Genomic DNA, 17,021 nt, shown 5'->3' on the forward strand with positions numbered 1-17,021 from the left:
CTTGCGCCCGTCGTCGCTACTTCCGCGTCCGCTCCGGCGCGCCCGCCACCCGCGCGGTCTCCGGCGACGCCGTGTCCAGCGGCACCGACCAGGACCGGACGAGGCCCAACTGCACGCCCTGGCGCGGGAGTACGGCGTCCAGGAGCCAGTCCGCGGCGACCCGGACGCGGTTGCCCGGCATCGCCGCCAGGTGGTAGCCGCGGGTGACGGCGCCGGCGAGGGGGCCGGACAGCGGGACGCCCAGCGGGTTGGCGGCGCCGCTGACGCCGCCGAGGTCGACGGTGAAGCCGAGGTCGTGGTGGCGGTAGGAGCGGCGCTTGCCGAGGCCGAGGGACGCGGCGACGTTGTGGCCCGCGGTCCTGCCCTGGCGCCAGGCGTGCTGGGCGGTCATCGCCGTGTACTGCCCCTTCTCGGTGAGGTCGGGCACGGCCGCCGCGTCGCCGCACGCGAACACCTCGGGGTGGTCCGGCACGTTCAGGAACGGGTCGACGCGCAGCCGGCCGCGCTCCAGGGGGCTGCCGATCCCGGCGACGAGCGGGTCGGGCCGGACGCCCACGCACCACAGCAGCGTGCGCGTGGGCAGAAGCTCGCCGTCGGAGAGGAGCACGCCCTCGCGGGTCGCCTCCTGCACGGACGTGCCCGTGCGGACCTGCACGCCGCGCCGCCGCAGCACGCGGTCCGCGGTGTCGGAGAGCCGCCGGTCCAGCTCGGGCAGGACGCGCGGGGCGATGTCGAGGAGCACCCAGCGCGGCTCGATGCCGGTCCGCAGCGGCTGCCGCCGCACCAGGGATCGAGTGAACAGCTCGCCGTGCGCGGCGACTTCGACGCCCGTGTAACCGGCTCCCGCCACCACGAACGTGCAGCGCGCCCGGCACGTCGCGGGGTCGTCGGCGGCCGCGGCGAGCTCGATCTGCCGCGTCACGTGGTCGCGCAGGTACAGGGCCTCGGGCAGTCCGCGGAAGCCGTGCGCGTGCTCGGCGACGCCGGGCACGGGCAGCAGCTTGTTGACGCTGCCGACGGCCAGCACCAGGCGGTCGTAGGAGAGTTCACCGTCCTGGCCCTCGGGGTCGGCGTAGTGCACGGCGCGGCGCGTCAGGTCGATGCCGTCGGCCTCGCCGAGCACGAGGCGTACGTGGCGCAGCGCGCCCGCGAGCGACACGGTGACGCGGCGCGGTTCGAGGACGCCCGCGGCGACCTGGGGCAGCAGCGGCAGGTACAGGAAGTAGTCGGTGGGGTTGAGCAGGGTGATGTCGGCCCGGCCGCGGGTCAGCCGCGACAGGGTGCGGGCGGCCTGGAACCCCGCGAAGCCTGCACCGACGATGACGACGTGCGGTCGGCTGGCAGTTCGGCTCACAGTGTGCCTCCGGCGTGGTCCGGTACGTCCGGTGTGTTCCGGAACGGAACTCCCGCGTGCCCGGGGACGCCCGGGGCGAAACGCCCGCCGTTTGCCGCCCTGCCCCCGGGTTACCCGGACCGCACACCGCAGCGAAGGGCGTGTGCCCCATGGCCGAGTCCGGATACGTCAGCGTGGAGCCACCCGTGGTGTCGGCGTACACGATTCCGGCGGACGCCCCCGAGGCCGACGGCACGTTCGCGTGGGACACCACGACGATCGTCGTCGCGGAGGTCTCCGGGGGCGACGCCACCGGCACCGGCTGGACCTACGCGCCCGCCGCCACCGTCGACCTCGTACGGGAACAGCTCTCGCCCGTCCTCGCGGGCCGCGACGCCCTCGACATCCCCGCCGCGCACGACGCGCTGACCAAGGCCGTGCGCGACACCGGCCGGGAAGGGCTCGCCGCCCGCGCCATCTCGGCCCTGGACATCGCCCTGTGGGACCTCAAGGCACGCCTCTTCGAGGTCCCGCTGGTCCGCCTCGTCGGCGCGGCCCGCGACGACGTGCCGGTCTACGGCAGCGGCGGCTTCACCACGTACCACGACACGCATCTGGCGGCCCAGCTCAACGGCTGGGTGCACGGCCAGCGGATACCGCGCGTCAAGATCAAGGTGGGCGAGGCCTGGGGGCGGGCCGCGGCGCGCGACGTGTCGCGGGTGCGGCGGGCCCGCGACGTGATCGGGCGGCAGGCGGAGTTGTACGTAGACGCGGGCGGCGCGTACACCCGCAAGCAGGCGGTCCGGATCGGCCGGGCACTCGCCGAGCACGGCGTGGGCTGGTTCGAGGAGCCGGTGTCCTCCGACGACCTGCGGGGGCTCGCGCTGGTGCGGGACGCCCTCGTCTGCGACATCGCGGCGGGCGCCTACGGGTACGGCCTCCCCTACTTCGCGCGGATGATCCCCTCCGTCGACTGCCTCCAGGCCGACGCCACCCGCTGCGGCGGCCTCACCGCGTGGCTGCGCGCCGCCGCGCTCGCCGAGGCCCACGGCCTGGAGGTGTCGGCGCGCGGCGCCCCGCACGCGCACGCGACGGTCGCGGCCTGCGTGCCGAACCTGCGGCACATCGAGTGGTTCCACGACCACGTCCGGGTCGAGTCGATCGTCTTCGACGGCGTCCTCGACCCGACCGGCGGCACGGTCCGCCCGGGCGGCGGCACCGGCCACGGGCTGTGCCTGCGGACGCCGGATGTGGAGGAGTACCGGGTCGCGTGAGGGCGCGCGGGGGCGTGGGGCGCGGGCATGCTCGCGCTCATGGACGCGATGAGGGATACCGGGTCGACCGGGGGACGCCGCGACGGCCGCGGCCACCCCTGCTGCGGGCGCCACCCCGGCTGCCGTGAACGCCACGACGGCCGGTGCCACCACGACTGCTTGACGCCACGACGCCCGGTCCCAGCACGGCTTCGGGGCCGGACGTCGTGCTGATCGGGGGCCGTTCGGGGGTGGGCAAGTCCTCGGTCGGCTGGGAGATCGCGGCCCGGCTGCGGGCCGCCGACGTCGGCCACGCCCTGATCGAGGGCGACTTCCTGGACGCGGTCCACCCGGCCCCGGCGGGTGACCCGCACCGCTCCCGGCTCACGTGCCGCAACCTCGCCGCCCTCTGGGCGAACTACGCCGACCTCGGCTGCCACCGCCTCGTCCACACGAACACGGCGAGCGTCCTGCCCTCCGAGGAGTGGCTGTTCACCGAGGCCATCGCCCGCCCCCGGCTCGTCCGGATCCTGCTCACGGCCACCGACGCCACCGCCGAACAGCGCCTCGGCGAGCGCGAGGTGGGCGCGGAGCTGGACCGGCACCTGCGCCGCAGCGCGTTCATGGCCCGGCACCTGGACGAACTGGTGCCGCCGGACACCCACCGCGTGCCGACGGACGGCCGGGCGGTGGGTGACATCGCGGCGGAAGTGATCAGACGGGCGGGTTGGGCGGCCTGAGGGGCGCGCGGGACGGCGGGACCGTCGGGAAGTCGGCGGTGCCACTGGTGGGGGCGCCGGTCGGCGGCGTGCCGCCCTGGGGAGCAGTCGGCGGCGTCGGAGGTGCGGGCTCCGCCGGGGTCACGGGGGCGGCGGGGGTCGCCGGAGCGGCAGGGGCGGCCGGGGGATTCGCTGCCGCCGGGGGCCCGGCCGACGCGGGCCGTGCGGGTGCCTCGGGGGCCACGGGCGCCTCCGGGACCGGCGGGGTCGGCAGTCCCTCGGAAGCCTCACGCGCCCCGTGGGCCTTCCCCGGCGAGCGGGCCGCGTTGCGCATCAGGACGGCGGCCACGGCGAGCAGCACGGTCACGATCAGCGCGGCCGCCCAGCCCGGCAGGCCGAGCGCGATGGCCAGGCCGAGGGCGAGCGCGGCACCCGCGCCCGCGTACAGGGCGGCGACGCCGGACGACGCGTACAGCGCGGCCTTGCGGCGCTGCTTGCGCGCCACCCCGGAGACCTCCGTGCGCAGTTCCTCACGCAGTTCGCGGCGCAGCTCCTCGCGCACCGTCTGCCGCAGGGACTCGTGCACCGCGTCGCGGACGACCTGCGACAGGGCGTCGCCCAGGGTCCTGTCCGTCAGTGGTGCGTTCTTGTCCTGGACCGGCATCTTCTCGTCCTTCCTGTCCGAAGCGGTCGGGGCGGACGGGTACCCGGCGGTGGCGGTGCGTAACGGCGGCGGTCCCCGGGGGCCCGAGAACCGGAAACGATCTCGTGTCCGCGCGGCGCCAACTAGGCTCGTCCCCATGGAGATCCTGGGAACCGTGCTGCGTGTCTGCGTCAGCGACTTGGAGGCGTCCGTCACGTTCTACGAACGGCTGACGGGCAGCACCGCGATGCGCTTCGAGCGGGGCGGCGTGGCCGTCGCCTCGGTCGGCTGCTTTCTGCTCATGAGCGGCCCCGAGGCGGAGTTGGAGGTGCTGCGCAAGGTCGCCGCGACCATCGCCGTCAAGGACGTCGACGAGGCGCACGCGACCCTCACCGCCTCCGGCGCGCACATCGTCGCCGGACCCGTGCCGACGCCCGCGGGCCGCAACCTCATCGCGATGCACCCTGACGGCTCGGTCTTCGAGTACGTCGACCGCAACGCCCCCACCCCCGACTGACCCTCGCCCCGCACCCACCCCGCGCCCACCCCGCGCCCACCCGTCGCCGTCGTCCCGGACCGTCCTGGGGCGCACCGGGACGGGCGAGGGCGCGCGGGCGGACGGGCGGTCGGAAGAGACGCAAGGACCCTCACCGCACAGCCCCTCAGGGACGCATCCGGAAGTCGTACCTCTCCGGCAGGGGCTCGTCCGACACCGCTGCCCACACCTCACCGACGACCTCGTCGGCCTCGCGCAGGTCGGCCACCTCGAAGTCCTCGTCGAAGACGGCGCGGGCGGCGGCGAGTTCGCCCTCCGCGAGGAGCAGCTGGGCCTCGATCAGGCGGAACCGGCCCGTGCGGCGGGTGCGGGGGTGCAGACGGTCCCAGACGCCGCGCGCCGCCTCGGGGCGCCCCACGGCCACGAGGGCGGCGATGGCCTCGCGGCCGAGGGCCGCGGTCGCCGCGGACCACACCACGCCGTCGTCGCGGCGCTCGGCGCACAGGTCGTCGAAGGCCTCGGCGTACCGGTCGGCGGCGCGCTCCACGTGGCCGGACTCCTGGTCGGCGACGGCGAGGCAGCGCAGCAACGGCCAGCGGGACGGGGCGAGTTCCAGGCCGCGCTCCCAGCTGCGGACCGCCTGGGCGAGGTCTCCGGCGTGCCACTGGGCGACGCCCAGGTGGTACTCGGCGTGCGGGCGCGCGGGAGCCGTCTCCAGCATGTCCCGCCAGTGCGGGGCGACCAGGGTGGGCCCCGGCGGCCCGACCCGGCGGGGCTCCGGCACGGCCCCGCTGCGCAACAGCTCCAGCCACGGCTCCTGTTCGGGGCCGAGCGTGGACTCGGCGAACGGCGTGCCCGGCAGCTTGTACTGCCCGCGCAGGACTTCGAGGGCGCCCCACCCCGACCCGACGGCCAGCGTCTCCTGCGGCTCGGCGTCGGCGCAGGGCCGCCACCGCGCGTAGGCGGCGTCCACGGCGGCGGCGGGCAGCGCGAGGTCGAGCCGCGCCTGCGCCTCGCCGCGGGCCGCCGCCCAGTCGGCGCCGTGCACGACGTCCGGGGCGGCGGTGAGCGGCCCGTACGACTCCAGCCACGCGAACTCGCTCTCCGCGTCGAGGCGTACGTGCTCCAGCTGGGTGCGGGCGAGGCCCGCCTGGATCTCGGCGTAGCCGCCGGTGCCGGGCTCGGTGAGCCAGCGCTGCCAGCGCCGCCCGCCCGCGCCGGTGCCCCACACGAAGAGCTTGCGGCCCCGCAGCAGGGCCGTGGAGGTCTGCGCGATTCCGTGCCCGTCGGCGTCGAGAGCCGCGATCCAGCGGCGGGCCCCGTCGGGGACGTCGTAGAAGTAGTCGGCGGGGAACTCGGCGCGTGGCGGGTAGGTGCGGTCCACGCCGTCGTGCTCGGGCACCGGCACCTTCCGCAGGGTGCGCGCGTACCCGTAGTGCCAGGCCTCGTCGGCGGGGGCGAGGACCCGGCGATCCTCGGGCACGGCGATGTTGGACCACCAGTAGACGGGCACGGGCCGCTCGTGGGGATTGCGGACGCGCACGCCGACGTGCAGGAAGTCGGAGTCCTCCGGCAGCCAGAGGTCGACCTGGAAGGGGATGTCGCGCAGCCGCTCCCACTCCCACAGGCGCACCATCTCGCCGCCGTCGGGCACGGTCAGGCGCGCGGCGTGCAGGGGCGCGCAGGACAGGGCCGTGTGGCCGGTGGCGCCGATGTTCCACTCGATGCCGCCGGAGTACCAGGCGCCGTTGAGGGCGAAGTCGGCGGGCTGGAACACCGGGTTGCGGTAGAGGAGTTCACGCCCGGTCGGCTTGTGGAAGAGGGAGTGGACGCGGCCGCCGAGACCGGGCAGGACGGTGACGCGCAACCGGGTGTTCTCGATGACGATCGTGTCGAAGGACGTCGGGGTCCGCTCGCGGCCGTAGCCGTCGCGGACGCGTACGGGCAGCACCGACCGCAGCGGCTCGTACGTGAGCTGCCGCGCCATGTCGCGCGGCAGCCCCTGCCGGTCCCGGTCGTCGAGCCCGTGCGCCGCGTCCAGGGGCCTGAGCGGCGGCAGCGGGTTCTCCGGCCCGAGATCGGCCGCCGGCAGGGTCGTCGTGTCGCGTCGCACGGTCGTCGCCAAGGCGTCCTCCTCAGTTCAAGGACGCCGCGCGCCCCCGGGCCTCTCGTTGACCATGGAACACGCTCGGCCCCGCTCCGGCCAGGGCCTTCGCCGGTCAGGATTGCGCACGGATTTCGTACAGAAGGGTCAGGATTCCGCAAAGGCCGCGACGACCACGTCGGTGAGGACGTCGCCCGCGGTGCCGTCCGGATCCAGGTCGGGGTCGTAGATCGTGACGTTGAGCCCGACGCAGCGCGGGGAGCGGACCAACGGGCGCAGGAGCGCGAGGAGTTCGTCGGGGTGCAGGCCGTCCGCGTCGGGGCTGTCGACGGCCGGCATCACGGAGGGGTCGAGGACATCGGCGTCGAGGTGCACCCAGAAGCCTGCCAGGGCCTCGTTCTCCAGGCTCAGGACGGCGGAGCGGGCCACGTCGTCGGCGCCCCACTGGCGCAGTTCGCCGACGGTGACGGTGGGTATGCCGAGCTCCCCGAGCTCGGCCCGGTCCTCGTCCTCGTCGCGCATCCCGAAGAGCCGTACGTCCTCGTCGCGCAGATAGGGGCTCAGCCCTTCCAGGTCGGAGAGGTCGCGCTGGCCGCGGCCGGTGGCGAGCGCCAGTTCCTCGCCGCCCGCGGCGCCCACGCGGTCGGAGTTGCCGGGGTGGCGGAAGTCGGCGGAGGCGTCGATCGCGGCGAGGCCGAAGCGTCCGATCCGGCGCAGCGCGAGGGACGCGCCGAGCTGGATGGAGCAGTCGCCGCCGAGGACGACGGGCAGTTCACCGGCGCGCACGTGCCGCTCGATCCGGTCGGCGAGCTTCGGGGTGTAGGCGGCGATGGCGGCGGCGTTGAAGACGCCGTCGCCCTCCTTCCAGTCGCCGCGGTCGTAGCGGGGCGGTACGACGACGCCGCCCTCCACGGCGTCGAGGCGGCGCAGGATGCCGCGCTCGCGCAGCGCTCCGGCGAGCTTGTAGCAGCCGGGTACGGTGCCGGGCGCGGGCGGACGCAGGCCCAGGTTGGAGGGCGCGTCGATGATCACAACAGTTCGCATGCCGCTCATCCTGCGTGACCCGCGCGGCGGCTTTCAATGGCCTTTGGCCGCCGGCCTCCGGCGTTCGGTCCCGGCCCCCGTCAGCGGAGGGTGTCGGCCGCCGTCATCTCGGTGGTGAGGGCCCACCGCTGGTGGTCGCGCCAGGCGCCGTCGATGAACAAGAAGCGAGGTGAGAACCCTTCGAGGCGGAAGCCCGCGCGGCGGGCGAGCGCGATGGAGGCGGTGTTGCGCGGCTGGACGTTGATCTCCAGGCGGTGCAGCCGCAGTTCGCCGAAGGCGTGGCTCACGACGAGCGCGAGCGCCTCCCGCATGAGTCCGCGCCCCGCCGCGTGCGCGAACGCGCCGTAGCCGAGCGCCCCGCACCGGAAGCCGCCCTCGACGATGTTGTTGATGTTGATGAATCCGGCGAGGGCGCCGTCGGCCCGCTCGTACACGAGGAAACCGGCCTTGGTGGGGTCCTCGATGAGCACGCGCGCGTACGCCGCGAAGTTCTCGTCCGTCGTCGGCGGGAACAGCCAGGGCCGGTGCAGCTCGCCGCTCTCCCGGGCCCGGGCGGTGAACTCGGCGGCGTCCGCGTACGAGTAGGGGCGTATGCCCACGCGAGGGCCTTCGGCGAGCGGGGCGGGACGGGTGTGCGACATCCGGCCACGCTACCCGGCGGCCCGCGGGGTCACCGTACGCGGTCGTCCGGCGGCCGGACCCGGGGGCCCGGACGCCGTCACTTGCGCCGGCTGACGAAGAAGGCCCCGCACAGGGCGCCGATGAGGCCGGTGCCGAGCAGCGCCATCCACAGCGGCACGGTGACTTCGGGGATGAGGAGCCGGATCTTGGTGCTGCGGGTGTTCTCGAAGATGAAGACGAGCGTGAGGAGGGCGATCACCGCGACGGTCACTCTGGCGGGCGTCATCAGCGCGCCCACGCCACCCTTCGAGGGGCTCGTCGAGCCGCCCGTGGAGCTCTTGGGGCTCATGTCAGGACCCTTCCGTTCCGTCGGAGCGCCGGCCGCTCCCCCGGGTCCAGGATGGGCAGTGGTACGCGATCCCGCGCGGTGGGTGCCCGCCGGGGGCGGGACGGGGTGGGCCATTCGGGTGACGGCGGTGGGGCGGACGGGTCCGCCCCCCGGCGGCCCGCGCCCCGTCTCAGCCCGAGCGCTCCCCGAGCGCCGGTGTGTCCAGGCGCAGCCTCCCCGTGTCCGCGTCCAGTTCCCCGGGCACCCCGAACGGGATCGTCAGCGCCCCGTCGCAGTGGCCGAATCCGAACTCCTCCACGATCGGTACGCCGAGCCCACCGAGCCGGTCGCGCAGGACCGCGCGCACGGCTTCGTAGGGCCCGCACTCCTCCCAGGAGCCGAGGGCGACGCCCGTGACGCCGTCGAGGCTGCCCGCGCGCAGGAGTTGCGTGAGGTAGCGGTCGAGCCGGTACGGCTCCTCGTCGGTGTCCTCGAGGAACAGCAGCCCGCCGCGCGCCGGCAGCCGCGTCCCCGGCACCCCGGCGTCCGCGGCGAGCAGGGACAGACAGCCGCCGAAGGTGACCCCGCGGGCCCGGCCGCCCACGAGGGGCCGCCCGGGCGAGTCGACGACCTGGACGGCCTCCGGCTCGAACAGGGTGAGCCGCAGGTGTTCCTGGGCGCGGGCGTTCTTGAGGAAGTCGGCCGCGGCCACCATCGGCCCGTGCAGGGTGACGAGGCCGAGGCGGCGCGCGAACGCCTCGTGCAGCGTGGTGATGTCGCTGTACCCGAGGAACACCTTGGGCGGGAAGGCGCGCAGGGCGTGGAAGTCGATCAGCTCCACCATCCGCGCGGCGCCGTAGCCGCCGCGCGCGCAGAACACGCCCGCCACCGACGGGTCGCGCCAGGCCCTCTCCAGGTCCCGGGCCCGGTCGGCGTCCTCACCCGCGAGGTAGTCGAACTCCCGGTGCACGTCGAGGACATGGGGGGCGACGACGGGCTCCAGGCCCCAGCCGCGCAGGATGTCGAGGCCCGCTTCGAGCCGGTGCTCGGGCACGGGCCCGCTCGGCGCGACGACGGCGACCCGGTCGCCGGGGACGAGCCGGGGCGGGCGGACCAGGGGCGGCATGGCGACCGCGGGCGCGGGTGCCGGTGCGGGCGGCGGCACGGTCAGCTTCGGACCGGGCACGGACTCGTCGGACGCGGGCTGCTCGGGCATGGGCTCCTCGGTTGCGGTCACTCGGCGAGGTCGAGGGCGGGTGTGCCGTCCGCCGGGTCGAGGCGGAACACCTGCGCGTACAGGGAGAGTTCGGCCTCCAGGGCCCTGATCATGGTGTCCGCGCGCCGGAAGCCGTGTCCCTCGCCCTCGAAGGCGATGTACGCGTGCGGCACCCCGCGCCGTTTGATCCCCTCCAGGAGCAGCTCGCACTGCGCGGGCGGGCAGATCACGTCGTCGAGGCCCTGGAGCAGCAGGAACGGCGCGGTGATGCGGTCGGCGTGCCGGGCGGGCGAGCGTTCCTCGTAGCGTGCCGGCACCTCGGCGTAGGGGCCGACCAGGGTGTCCAGGTAGCGCGACTCGAAGTCGTGGGTCTCGCCGTCCTGCCAGGAGGCGAGGTCGAGCACGGGGTAGATGACGGTGCCGCAGGCGTACACGTCGGTCGTGGTCAGGGAGGCCGCCGTGGTCCAGCCGCCCGCGCTGCCGCCCCGGATCGCGAGCCGCGCGCGGTCGGCGGTGCCCTCGTCGGCGAGCGCGAGGGCCACGGCCGCGCAGTCGTCGACGTCGGCGATGCCCCACTGCTCGCGCAGCCGGTTGCGGTAGGCCCGGCCGTACCCCGTGGAGCCGCTGTAGTTGACCTCGGCGACGCCTATGCCGCGGGACGTGAAGTAGGCGATGGCCAGGTCGAGGACGAGGGGGGCGCGGGAGGTGGGGCCGCCGTGCGCCCACACCACGTAGGGCGGCAGCTCGCCCCCGGGGGCGAGGTGGCCGGGGTGGTGCGGCGGGTAGATGTGGGCGTGGATCTCGCGTCCCGCGGGGCCGAGGAAGGTGCGGATCTGGGGTTCGGGGTAGTACGTGGGGTCGACCGGGTCGTCGTGCGCGGCGCCGATGACGCGGGCCCTGCCGGTGCGGGTGTCCAGCTCCACGACCTCGTAGGCGCTGCGGGGGCTGGCGGCGATACCGGCGACGCGGGTGCCGTGGACGGCGAGCGAGGCGGACCACTCCGACCAGGGGCCCGCCGCGTCGACGACCTCGCCGGTCTCCGGGTCGAGGATGCCGAGCGCGGTGGCGCCGGTGCCGTGCACGACGGCGATCAGGCCGCTGTCCAGGGGCGCGAACCAGCTGAGGCCGAGCTGCCACAGGGGCCCGCCGAACTCCTCCTCGCGCGGACAGAGGGCGCTCGCCGTGCCGTCGGGCTCGGCGCGGTACAGGTTCCACCAGCCGGAGCGGTCGCTGGCGTAGAGCAGCCGTCCGTCGCGCGCCCAGTCGGCCTGCGCGATCGACTCCTCCGGGCCGCCCGCGACGACCCGGGGGGCCGCGAAGGTGTTGTCCGCCGCGATGTCGGCGACCAGGAGCTCCGTGCCGTCCCACGGCATCCGCGGGTGGTCCCAGGCGAGCCAGGCGGCCCGGGTGCCGTCCGGGGAGAGCCGCGGTCCGGTGACGAAGCGGTGCCGCCCGTCGGACAGCTCCCGCAGCGCCGTCCGGTCCTCGGCGGCCGAGCCGTCGAGCGGTACGGCGACCAGGACGCGCCGCACGTCGGTGGGGCCCTCGCCGGTGAACTCCTCCAGGACGCACCACACCTCGCCGCGGTCGAGGAGGACGCGCGGGTCGGCGAAGCGCAGGCCGCCGCCGACGCCGGACAGCGGGGTCAGGGGTCTGGGCTCGGCCCCGGAAGCGTCGGGCTCGTGGACGTACAGGCGCTGGTCGGCGAAGTCGGCGAAGACGAGCAGCGGTCCGCGCGGGTCACCGGGCCGTGCGGCGGCGGCCCAGGGCAGGCCGCCGTACTCGATGACGCGGCTGCGGACGTCCCACGGCGCCGGAAGGACCGACTCCTCGGTGCCGTCCTGGCGGCGCCGCACCAGCGCCCGCCGCCCGCCCTCGGTGGGCCGCGGCTCGGTCCACCAGGCCTCGTCCCCCACGATGCCGACGAAGGCGGGGTGGCCGTCGTGGGCCGCGGCGAGCGCGGCGTCGATCGGGGACGGCCACGAGCCGTACGGCTTGGTCTTCGCCATGTCGTTCATCTCCCCCAAGGGTCGGTCAGGCCGTGCGCAGGAAGCGGTCGAGCACCCGGGTGCCGAAGTGCAGCGCCTCGACCGGCACCCGCTCGTCCACTCCGTGGAAGAGGGCCTGGTAGTCGAAGCCCTCCGGCGTCCGCAGCGGCGAGAAGCCGTAGCCGCGGATGCCGAGCCGCGAGAACTGCTTGGCGTCCGTGCCCCCCGACATGCAGTACGGAAGGACGCGGCCCTCCGGCGCGAACTCCTCGACGGCCGCCCGCATCCTGGCGTACGTGGGGGTGTCCACCGGCGCCTGCAGCGCCACCTCCCGGTGGTGGAACTCCCAGTCGACGTCCGGTCCGGTGAGCCGGTCAAGGGTGGCGCGGAACTCTTCCTCGCCGCCCGGCACATATCGGCCGTCCACATAGGCCGTGGCCTCACCGGGCACCACGTTGACCTTGTACCCGGACTGGAGCATGGTCGGGTTGGCGCTGTTGCGCACCGTGGGCTCGACGAGGGCGGCGGTCGGGCCGAGCTTCTCCATGAAGGCGTCGACGTCGAAGCCGGGCGCGTCCGGGTCGGCCTCCAGGCCGTAGATCCCGGCGAGTTCGACGAGGGCCGCCCGCACCGTCGGGGTGAGCCGCACCGGCCAGCGGTGCTCCCCGATGCGGGTGACGGCCGCGGCGAGCCTGCTGACCGCGTTGTCGCGGTTCACCTTGGAGCCGTGGCCCGCCGTGCCGCGCGCGGTGAGTTTGAGCCAGCCGGTGCCGCGCTCGCCCGCCGCGATCGGGTAGAGCTGGTTGCCCCGGCCGTCGTGGAACGTGAACGCCCCGGACTCGCTGACGCCCTCCGTGCAGCCCTCGAACAGGCCCGCGTGCTCGTCGGCGAGGAACCCGGAGCCGTCGAGGGCGCTGGCCTCCTCGTCGGCGGTGAACGCGATCACGATGTCGCGGCGCGGCCGCACGCCCGCACGCCGCCAGCTGCGGACGGCCGCGAGGACCATCGCGTCCATGTTCTTCATGTCGATGGCGCCGCGCCCCCACACGTCGCCGTCGACGATCTCGCCGGAGAAGGGGTGCACGCGCCAGTCGGCGGCCTCGGCGGGGACCACGTCCAGATGGCCGTGGACGAGCAGCGCGTCCGCCGACGGGTCGGTGCCCTCGATCCGCGCGACGACGTTCGTGCGGCCCGGTGTGCGCTCCAGGAGCGTGGGCTCCAGGCCCGCCCCGGCGAGCTGCTCGGCGGCGTACTCGGCGGCGGGGCGCTCGCGGCACTCGCCGTCGCCGCGGTTGGTGGTGTCGATGCGGATGAGGTCCGAGGTGAACCGGACGACCTCGTCCAGTGCTTGAGGGTCGACCTGGTCAGCCATACTGCTCCTCGACAGCGGCGGAGGCGATCGTGGTGACCGCCTTGAACGTGCGGATGCCTTCGTACATGGTGTCGCTCGTGTAGGCGACCTTCCGCTCCGCCACGCGCCGCACGCCCGGAACGACCGTCGCGGCCATCGACAGGTGTTCCGCGTCGAACTCGACCTCCACGGTGTGCGGGCCGCCCGCCACCGGCTCGTGCCGCACGGCGAGCGCCGCCGCTTCCTTGGCGGCGGCCCGGATGTCGGCGGCGGTGCGCGCGGGGGTGCGGCACACCGCCGCGTACCGCGACACGTGGTCCTTGACGGCGACCTTCAGCGCGCCCGGGGCGTAGCCGAGGGCGTCCTCGCAGGCCAGGTCGTCGCCGGTGACGAGGACGACGGGGACGCCGTACTCCGCGACGACGTGCGAGTTGAGCAGCCCTTCGCTGGCGCGGACGCCGTCGACCCACACGCCGGTGATCTGGTTGGCCAGATACGTGTGCGCGAGGACGCCCTCCATGCCCGCGCCCGCGTGGTAGCCGATGAAGGCGATGCCGTCCACGTCACTGTGCTGGACGCCCTCGACCATGGAGAGGGACTTGTGCCTGCCGGTGAGCATCTCGGCCCGCTCGTCGAGCTGTTCGAGGAGCAGATTGCGCATGGTCCAGTGCGCCTCGTTGATCAGCACCTCGTCGGCGCCGCCGTCGAAGAAGCCGAGCACGGCGGCGTTCACGTCCGAGGTGAACATCGACCGGCACCGCTCCCACTGGGGCGTGCCCGGCAGCACGTCGGCGGGCCAGGTGACGCCGGTTGCGCCCTCCATGTCGGCGCTGATGAGGATTTTCATGAGCTCCAGCCTTGGGTGCGAGGCGGTGCGTGCGAGACGTGGGCGCGGGGAGCGGCATCAGCACCGCTCACCGGGCCCACGGGCACCGCCGGTCCGAGGTAAAGATCTTCACAGGGCGTCACGCTACGCGGTACGGATCGCCCCGGCCTAGGCCTCTCCCCCGCTCCCGCCGTGCGCGCCGGGCCGCAGGCGGAGTGACACCACTGGCGAACTGACTGGATTTTCAGTCCGGAGCCGACACGTGAATCGTTGCTGTCGGGGGGGCGGCGAACCCCGGGCACGGGCCAGCCGCGGACCGGGGCGAGTCGGCGGGCGACACTCCCGCGCGGCGCTACCTCTGCCGCAGCAGCGCCAGTTCCGCGTCGATGGCGCCGCGCATCAGGTCCCGTGCGTGGTCCAGCCGCACCCCGCCGCTGAGCCAGCGCACGCTGAGGCCTTCGAGCAGCGCGGTGAGCCGCTCTCCGGCGGCGGCGAGGGCGGGCGCCGGGGCCGTCGGCTGCACCTGGCCGAGGAGCGCGGCGACCTCCTGCACCCACACCAGGGTGGCCCGCGCCAGGTCCTCGCGCAGCACCTCGTCGAAGACGGCGCTCGCCCGCAACTCGCCCCAGGCGGAGCTGTTCTCCCTGACCTCGGGGGTGTCCTGGAGTTCGAGGAGAAGGATCTCCTCCAGTTCCTCCCGGGGAGCGAGGGGTTCGGCCTCGGGGTCGCGGCCGGTGGTGTAGCGCTCGGCGCGGCTGTTGATGAACTCCAGGGTGTGGCGCAGGATCCCGGTGCGGTCCTTGAAGTGGTAGTAGATCAGCCCGGTGGAGACGCCGGCCTCGGCGGCGAGCTCTTCGACGCGCAGGCCGCGTACTCCGCGACGGGCGATCAGCCGTGCGGCCGCTTCGAGGATCTGGGTAGAGCGAGGCGCCATGGATCCGAACCCTACCGGGCCGGTTCGGGCCCAGCCGTCCCGGCCGGGGGCGGGGCCGGGGCCGGGTCGGCCTCGACGAGCCGTCCGGCGATGCTCGCCCCGCCCGGGCCGAGGGCGGGAAGGTCCGTCCATCGGCCCGCTCGCCTCCGGCACACACCTCCCCATCTCTTTGACTGAATTTTCAGTCCATGCCACAGTGGCAGCACGGCCACCGATGGGCCCGCCCGCCCGCACCTCCCCGGCTCGGCGCACCACCCGGCCGCTCCCCGGCACAGCACCCGCCGTCCGTGCCGCGCTCGTCGAGCGCGGCACCCCGCCGACGGCTAGCTTGTGACGACCACGATGATCGGAGTTCACCGTGTCCCCCCTCACCCCCCTCACCCCCCACTCCCGCCTGGCCTCCCTCGCCCCGGCGTCCCCCCTCGCCTCGATGCGCGCCACCCGCCGCTCCGCCCTGCGGGCCCTCGCCGGCGCCGGCGCCGTCGTCCTCGGCTCCGCCGCCTGCGGGCCCGGCGGCTCCGGCGCGACGAAGGCCGCGGGCACGGCGGGCGCGGACACCGCGAGCGAAGGCCGGCGCCTCGGCGCCGAATGGGAGAGCCACGCGCGCACCTTCATGTCGTGGCCCGCCCTGGAGTCGGTGTGGGCGGAGGACCTGCCCTACGTACGGGAGGACATCGCCCGCATCGCGCGCGCCATCGCGGAGTACGAGTACGTGGTGATGATGGCGCGGCCCGACCAGGTCAAGGCCGCCCAGCGGGCGTGCGGGCGCGACGTCGAGGTCATCCCCCTCGCCGTCGACGACCTGTGGGCGCGCGACACCGTGCCCGTGTTCGTGGAGGAGGACGGAGAGGTCGTCGGCGTCGACTTCAACTTCAACGGGTGGGGGAACAAGCAGGAGCACACCCACGACGGCCGGGTGGGCCGCACCCTCCTGTCGGAGTACGACATCCCCCGCGAGAAGGCGCCCCTGGTCGCCGAGGGCGGCTCGTTCGAGACCGACGGCGAGGGCACGCTCCTGATCACGGAGAGCTCGATCGTCAACGACAACCGCAACCGCGGCAAGAGCCGGGACCGGATCGAGGCCGAGTTGAAGAAGACCCTGGGCGTCGAGAAGGTGGTCTGGCTCAAGGGTGTGCGCGGCGAGGACATCACCGACGCGCACGTGGACAGCCTCGTGCGGTTCACCGCGCCCGGCGTGGTGCTCCTGGACCGGGCGTTCCCCGGGACGCCCGCCGACTCCTGGTCCCGCGCCGCCGACCAGGCGAAGTCCGTCCTGAGCGAGGCCACGGACGCCAAGGGCCGCCGCTTCGAGGTCATCGACCTGCCGCAGCCCGACCTGGACCGGATCACCGGCGAGGGCGACGACTTCGTGTCGACGTACGCCAACTTCTACGTCGCCAACGACTCCGTGTTCATGCCGAGGTTCGGCGACCGCGAGGCCGACAAGCGGGCCAAGAGCATCCTTCAGGAGCACTTCCCCAAGCGCGACGTCGTGCAGGTCGAGATCGACACGATCGCCTCCGGCGGCGGTGGCATCCACTGCTCCACGCACGACCAGCCCGGCGAGCCGGTCGACTGACCGCCCGTCCGGCCTCGGAGCAGCCGCCGTCGTCCGACGCCTCCCTCCGCCGCACGGCCGGACGTCGCCCTCGACGCGCGGCGACCTCACCTTCCCGGCCCACTGCAGGGTCTCGACCGTGGACGTGCCCGTCGCCCTGACGGCGGGATCCATCACGGACTACCCGTTCGACCCCTACGACGCGGAGCTCGAGTGCGGCGCCGTGCGGGGCGGCGAGCCCGTCCCGGTCGGGATGACGCTGTCCCACAACGACGCGCTGTTCGCGACCTCGGCCGAGGCGTCCGACGAGGACGGCGCGGCGGTGTTCCGGCTCGGCCTGGAACGCTCCACCAGCGCGCTCATCTTCTCCGTGTTCATGATGGCCGCCGTGTGGGCGCTCGCCGTCGCCGTGCTGATCGGGGGGTGGTTCCTGCTGAGCAGACGCAAGGGCCTGACGTGGCCCGCGCTCGACTGGACGGCCGCGACGCTCTTCGCCCTCGCGGCCCTCCGCAACACCGCCCCGGGCGCGCCGCCCATCGGCTGCCTCCTGGACCGCGTCGCCTTCCTCTGGGCGGAGACGGTCATCGCGTTCCGCGTGATCGCCGTG

The 17,021-nt window shown here is 74.5% G+C and carries 15 protein-coding genes and 1 pseudogene; 5 read left to right on the forward strand and 11 right to left on the reverse strand.

Annotation, left to right across the window (positions count from 1 at the left end; translation table 11 throughout):
- Positions 1-16 precede the first annotated feature (16 nt).
- Positions 17-1,354 (reverse strand): NAD(P)/FAD-dependent oxidoreductase, encoded by a 1,338-nt coding sequence (locus QUY26_RS06830; RefSeq protein ID WP_289944220.1) that lies wholly within the window; start codon positions 1,352-1,354, stop codon positions 17-19.
- Between the two features lie 149 nt (positions 1,355-1,503).
- On the opposite strand from QUY26_RS06830, the gene QUY26_RS06835 reads away from it, so the two are divergent.
- Positions 1,504-2,607, forward strand: coding sequence for an enolase C-terminal domain-like protein (locus QUY26_RS06835; RefSeq protein ID WP_289944221.1), 1,104 nt, complete (start codon positions 1,504-1,506; stop codon positions 2,605-2,607).
- A 230-nt stretch (positions 2,608-2,837) separates the two neighbouring features.
- Positions 2,838-3,326: a hypothetical protein gene (locus tag QUY26_RS06840; RefSeq protein WP_289944222.1), complete on the forward strand. Its 489-nt coding sequence runs from the start codon at positions 2,838-2,840 to the stop codon at positions 3,324-3,326.
- Here QUY26_RS06840 and QUY26_RS06845 read toward each other — a convergent pair.
- Entirely contained in the window at positions 3,301-3,969 is a 669-nt protein-coding gene (locus tag QUY26_RS06845) for a phage holin family protein (RefSeq protein WP_289944223.1), read from the reverse strand. The two genes, QUY26_RS06840 and QUY26_RS06845, sit on opposite strands and share 26 nt — an antisense overlap.
- Positions 3,970-4,105: 136 nt before the next feature.
- On the opposite strand from QUY26_RS06845, the gene QUY26_RS06850 reads away from it, so the two are divergent.
- Positions 4,106-4,465 carry a VOC family protein gene (locus QUY26_RS06850; protein WP_289944224.1) on the forward strand — a complete coding sequence of 120 codons (360 nt, stop codon included), beginning with the start codon at positions 4,106-4,108 and terminating at the stop codon, positions 4,463-4,465.
- 145 nt (positions 4,466-4,610) lie between these two features.
- Here QUY26_RS06850 and QUY26_RS06855 read toward each other — a convergent pair whose 3' ends face one another.
- The 9 genes from QUY26_RS06855 to QUY26_RS06895 all read right to left on the reverse strand — a co-directional run bounded on the left by QUY26_RS06855 (position 4,611) and on the right by QUY26_RS06895 (position 14,856).
- Entirely contained in the window at positions 4,611-6,569 is a 1,959-nt protein-coding gene (locus tag QUY26_RS06855) for a DUF5107 domain-containing protein (RefSeq protein ID WP_289944225.1), read from the reverse strand.
- Between the two features lie 126 nt (positions 6,570-6,695).
- Positions 6,696-7,592, reverse strand: coding sequence for an arginase family protein (locus QUY26_RS06860; protein ID WP_289944226.1), 897 nt, complete (start codon positions 7,590-7,592; stop codon positions 6,696-6,698).
- An 80-nt stretch (positions 7,593-7,672) separates the two neighbouring features.
- On the reverse strand, positions 7,673-8,233 hold the full coding sequence (locus tag QUY26_RS06865; RefSeq protein WP_289944227.1) for a GNAT family N-acetyltransferase: 561 nt from the start codon (positions 8,231-8,233) through the stop codon (positions 7,673-7,675).
- A gap of 77 nt (positions 8,234-8,310) precedes the next feature.
- Positions 8,311-8,562: a hypothetical protein gene (locus QUY26_RS06870; RefSeq protein ID WP_289944228.1), complete on the reverse strand. Its 252-nt coding sequence runs from the start codon at positions 8,560-8,562 to the stop codon at positions 8,311-8,313.
- Positions 8,563-8,731: 169 nt separating this feature from the next.
- A complete protein-coding gene (locus tag QUY26_RS06875) occupies positions 8,732-9,667 on the reverse strand; it encodes a S66 peptidase family protein (protein ID WP_289955537.1) in 936 nt (311 codons plus the stop codon).
- 107 nt (positions 9,668-9,774) lie between these two features.
- Complete coding sequence (locus tag QUY26_RS06880; RefSeq protein ID WP_289944229.1) at positions 9,775-11,775, reverse strand: S9 family peptidase; 2,001 nt, start codon at positions 11,773-11,775, stop codon at positions 9,775-9,777.
- Positions 11,776-11,791: 16 nt separating this feature from the next.
- Complete coding sequence (locus QUY26_RS06885) at positions 11,792-13,117, reverse strand: M20/M25/M40 family metallo-hydrolase (RefSeq protein WP_289944230.1); 1,326 nt, start codon at positions 13,115-13,117, stop codon at positions 11,792-11,794.
- Positions 13,110-13,943: a M55 family metallopeptidase gene (locus QUY26_RS06890; RefSeq protein ID WP_289944231.1), complete on the reverse strand. Its 834-nt coding sequence runs from the start codon at positions 13,941-13,943 to the stop codon at positions 13,110-13,112. Before QUY26_RS06890 ends, QUY26_RS06885 begins: the two co-directional genes overlap by 8 nt.
- Positions 13,944-14,274: 331 nt before the next feature.
- Entirely contained in the window at positions 14,275-14,856 is a 582-nt protein-coding gene (locus QUY26_RS06895; protein ID WP_289944232.1) for a TetR/AcrR family transcriptional regulator, read from the reverse strand.
- A gap of 430 nt (positions 14,857-15,286) precedes the next feature.
- Between QUY26_RS06895 and QUY26_RS06900 the strand changes: the two genes are divergently transcribed.
- Both QUY26_RS06900 and QUY26_RS06905 read left to right on the forward strand, forming a co-directional pair.
- The gene (locus tag QUY26_RS06900) at positions 15,287-16,435 is read left to right on the forward strand and encodes an agmatine deiminase family protein (RefSeq protein ID WP_289955539.1); all 1,149 of its coding nucleotides are present in this window, start codon (positions 15,287-15,289) and stop codon (positions 16,433-16,435) included.
- 124 nt (positions 16,436-16,559) lie between these two features.
- Positions 16,560-16,979, forward strand: a pseudogene (locus QUY26_RS06905) (DUF4436 family protein); the annotation flags it as partial.
- Positions 16,980-17,021 lie beyond the last annotated feature (42 nt).

The organism is Streptomyces flavofungini (genome assembly GCF_030388665.1).
Lineage (GTDB): Bacteria > Actinomycetota > Actinomycetes > Streptomycetales > Streptomycetaceae > Streptomyces > Streptomyces flavofungini_A.

Coding starts and splice junctions, on each gene's coding strand:
- QUY26_RS06835 (WP_289944221.1), top strand. CDS start 1,504: ATGGCCGAGTCCGGATACGTCAGCGTGGAGCCACCCGTGGTGTCGGCG.
- QUY26_RS06850 (WP_289944224.1), top strand. CDS start 4,106: ATGGAGATCCTGGGAACCGTGCTGCGTGTCTGCGTCAGCGACTTGGAG.
- QUY26_RS06845 (WP_289944223.1), bottom strand. CDS start 3,969: ATGCCGGTCCAGGACAAGAACGCACCACTGACGGACAGGACCCTGGGC.
- QUY26_RS06890 (WP_289944231.1), bottom strand. CDS start 13,943: ATGAAAATCCTCATCAGCGCCGACATGGAGGGCGCAACCGGCGTCACC.
- QUY26_RS06860 (WP_289944226.1), bottom strand. CDS start 7,592: ATGCGAACTGTTGTGATCATCGACGCGCCCTCCAACCTGGGCCTGCGT.
- QUY26_RS06870 (WP_289944228.1), bottom strand. CDS start 8,562: ATGAGCCCCAAGAGCTCCACGGGCGGCTCGACGAGCCCCTCGAAGGGT.
- QUY26_RS06900 (WP_289955539.1), top strand. CDS start 15,287: ATGCGCGCCACCCGCCGCTCCGCCCTGCGGGCCCTCGCCGGCGCCGGC.
- QUY26_RS06865 (WP_289944227.1), bottom strand. CDS start 8,233: ATGTCGCACACCCGTCCCGCCCCGCTCGCCGAAGGCCCTCGCGTGGGC.
- QUY26_RS06885 (WP_289944230.1), bottom strand. CDS start 13,117: ATGGCTGACCAGGTCGACCCTCAAGCACTGGACGAGGTCGTCCGGTTC.
- QUY26_RS06880 (WP_289944229.1), bottom strand. CDS start 11,775: ATGAACGACATGGCGAAGACCAAGCCGTACGGCTCGTGGCCGTCCCCG.
- QUY26_RS06895 (WP_289944232.1), bottom strand. CDS start 14,856: ATGGCGCCTCGCTCTACCCAGATCCTCGAAGCGGCCGCACGGCTGATC.
- QUY26_RS06875 (WP_289955537.1), bottom strand. CDS start 9,667: ATGCCGCCCCTGGTCCGCCCGCCCCGGCTCGTCCCCGGCGACCGGGTC.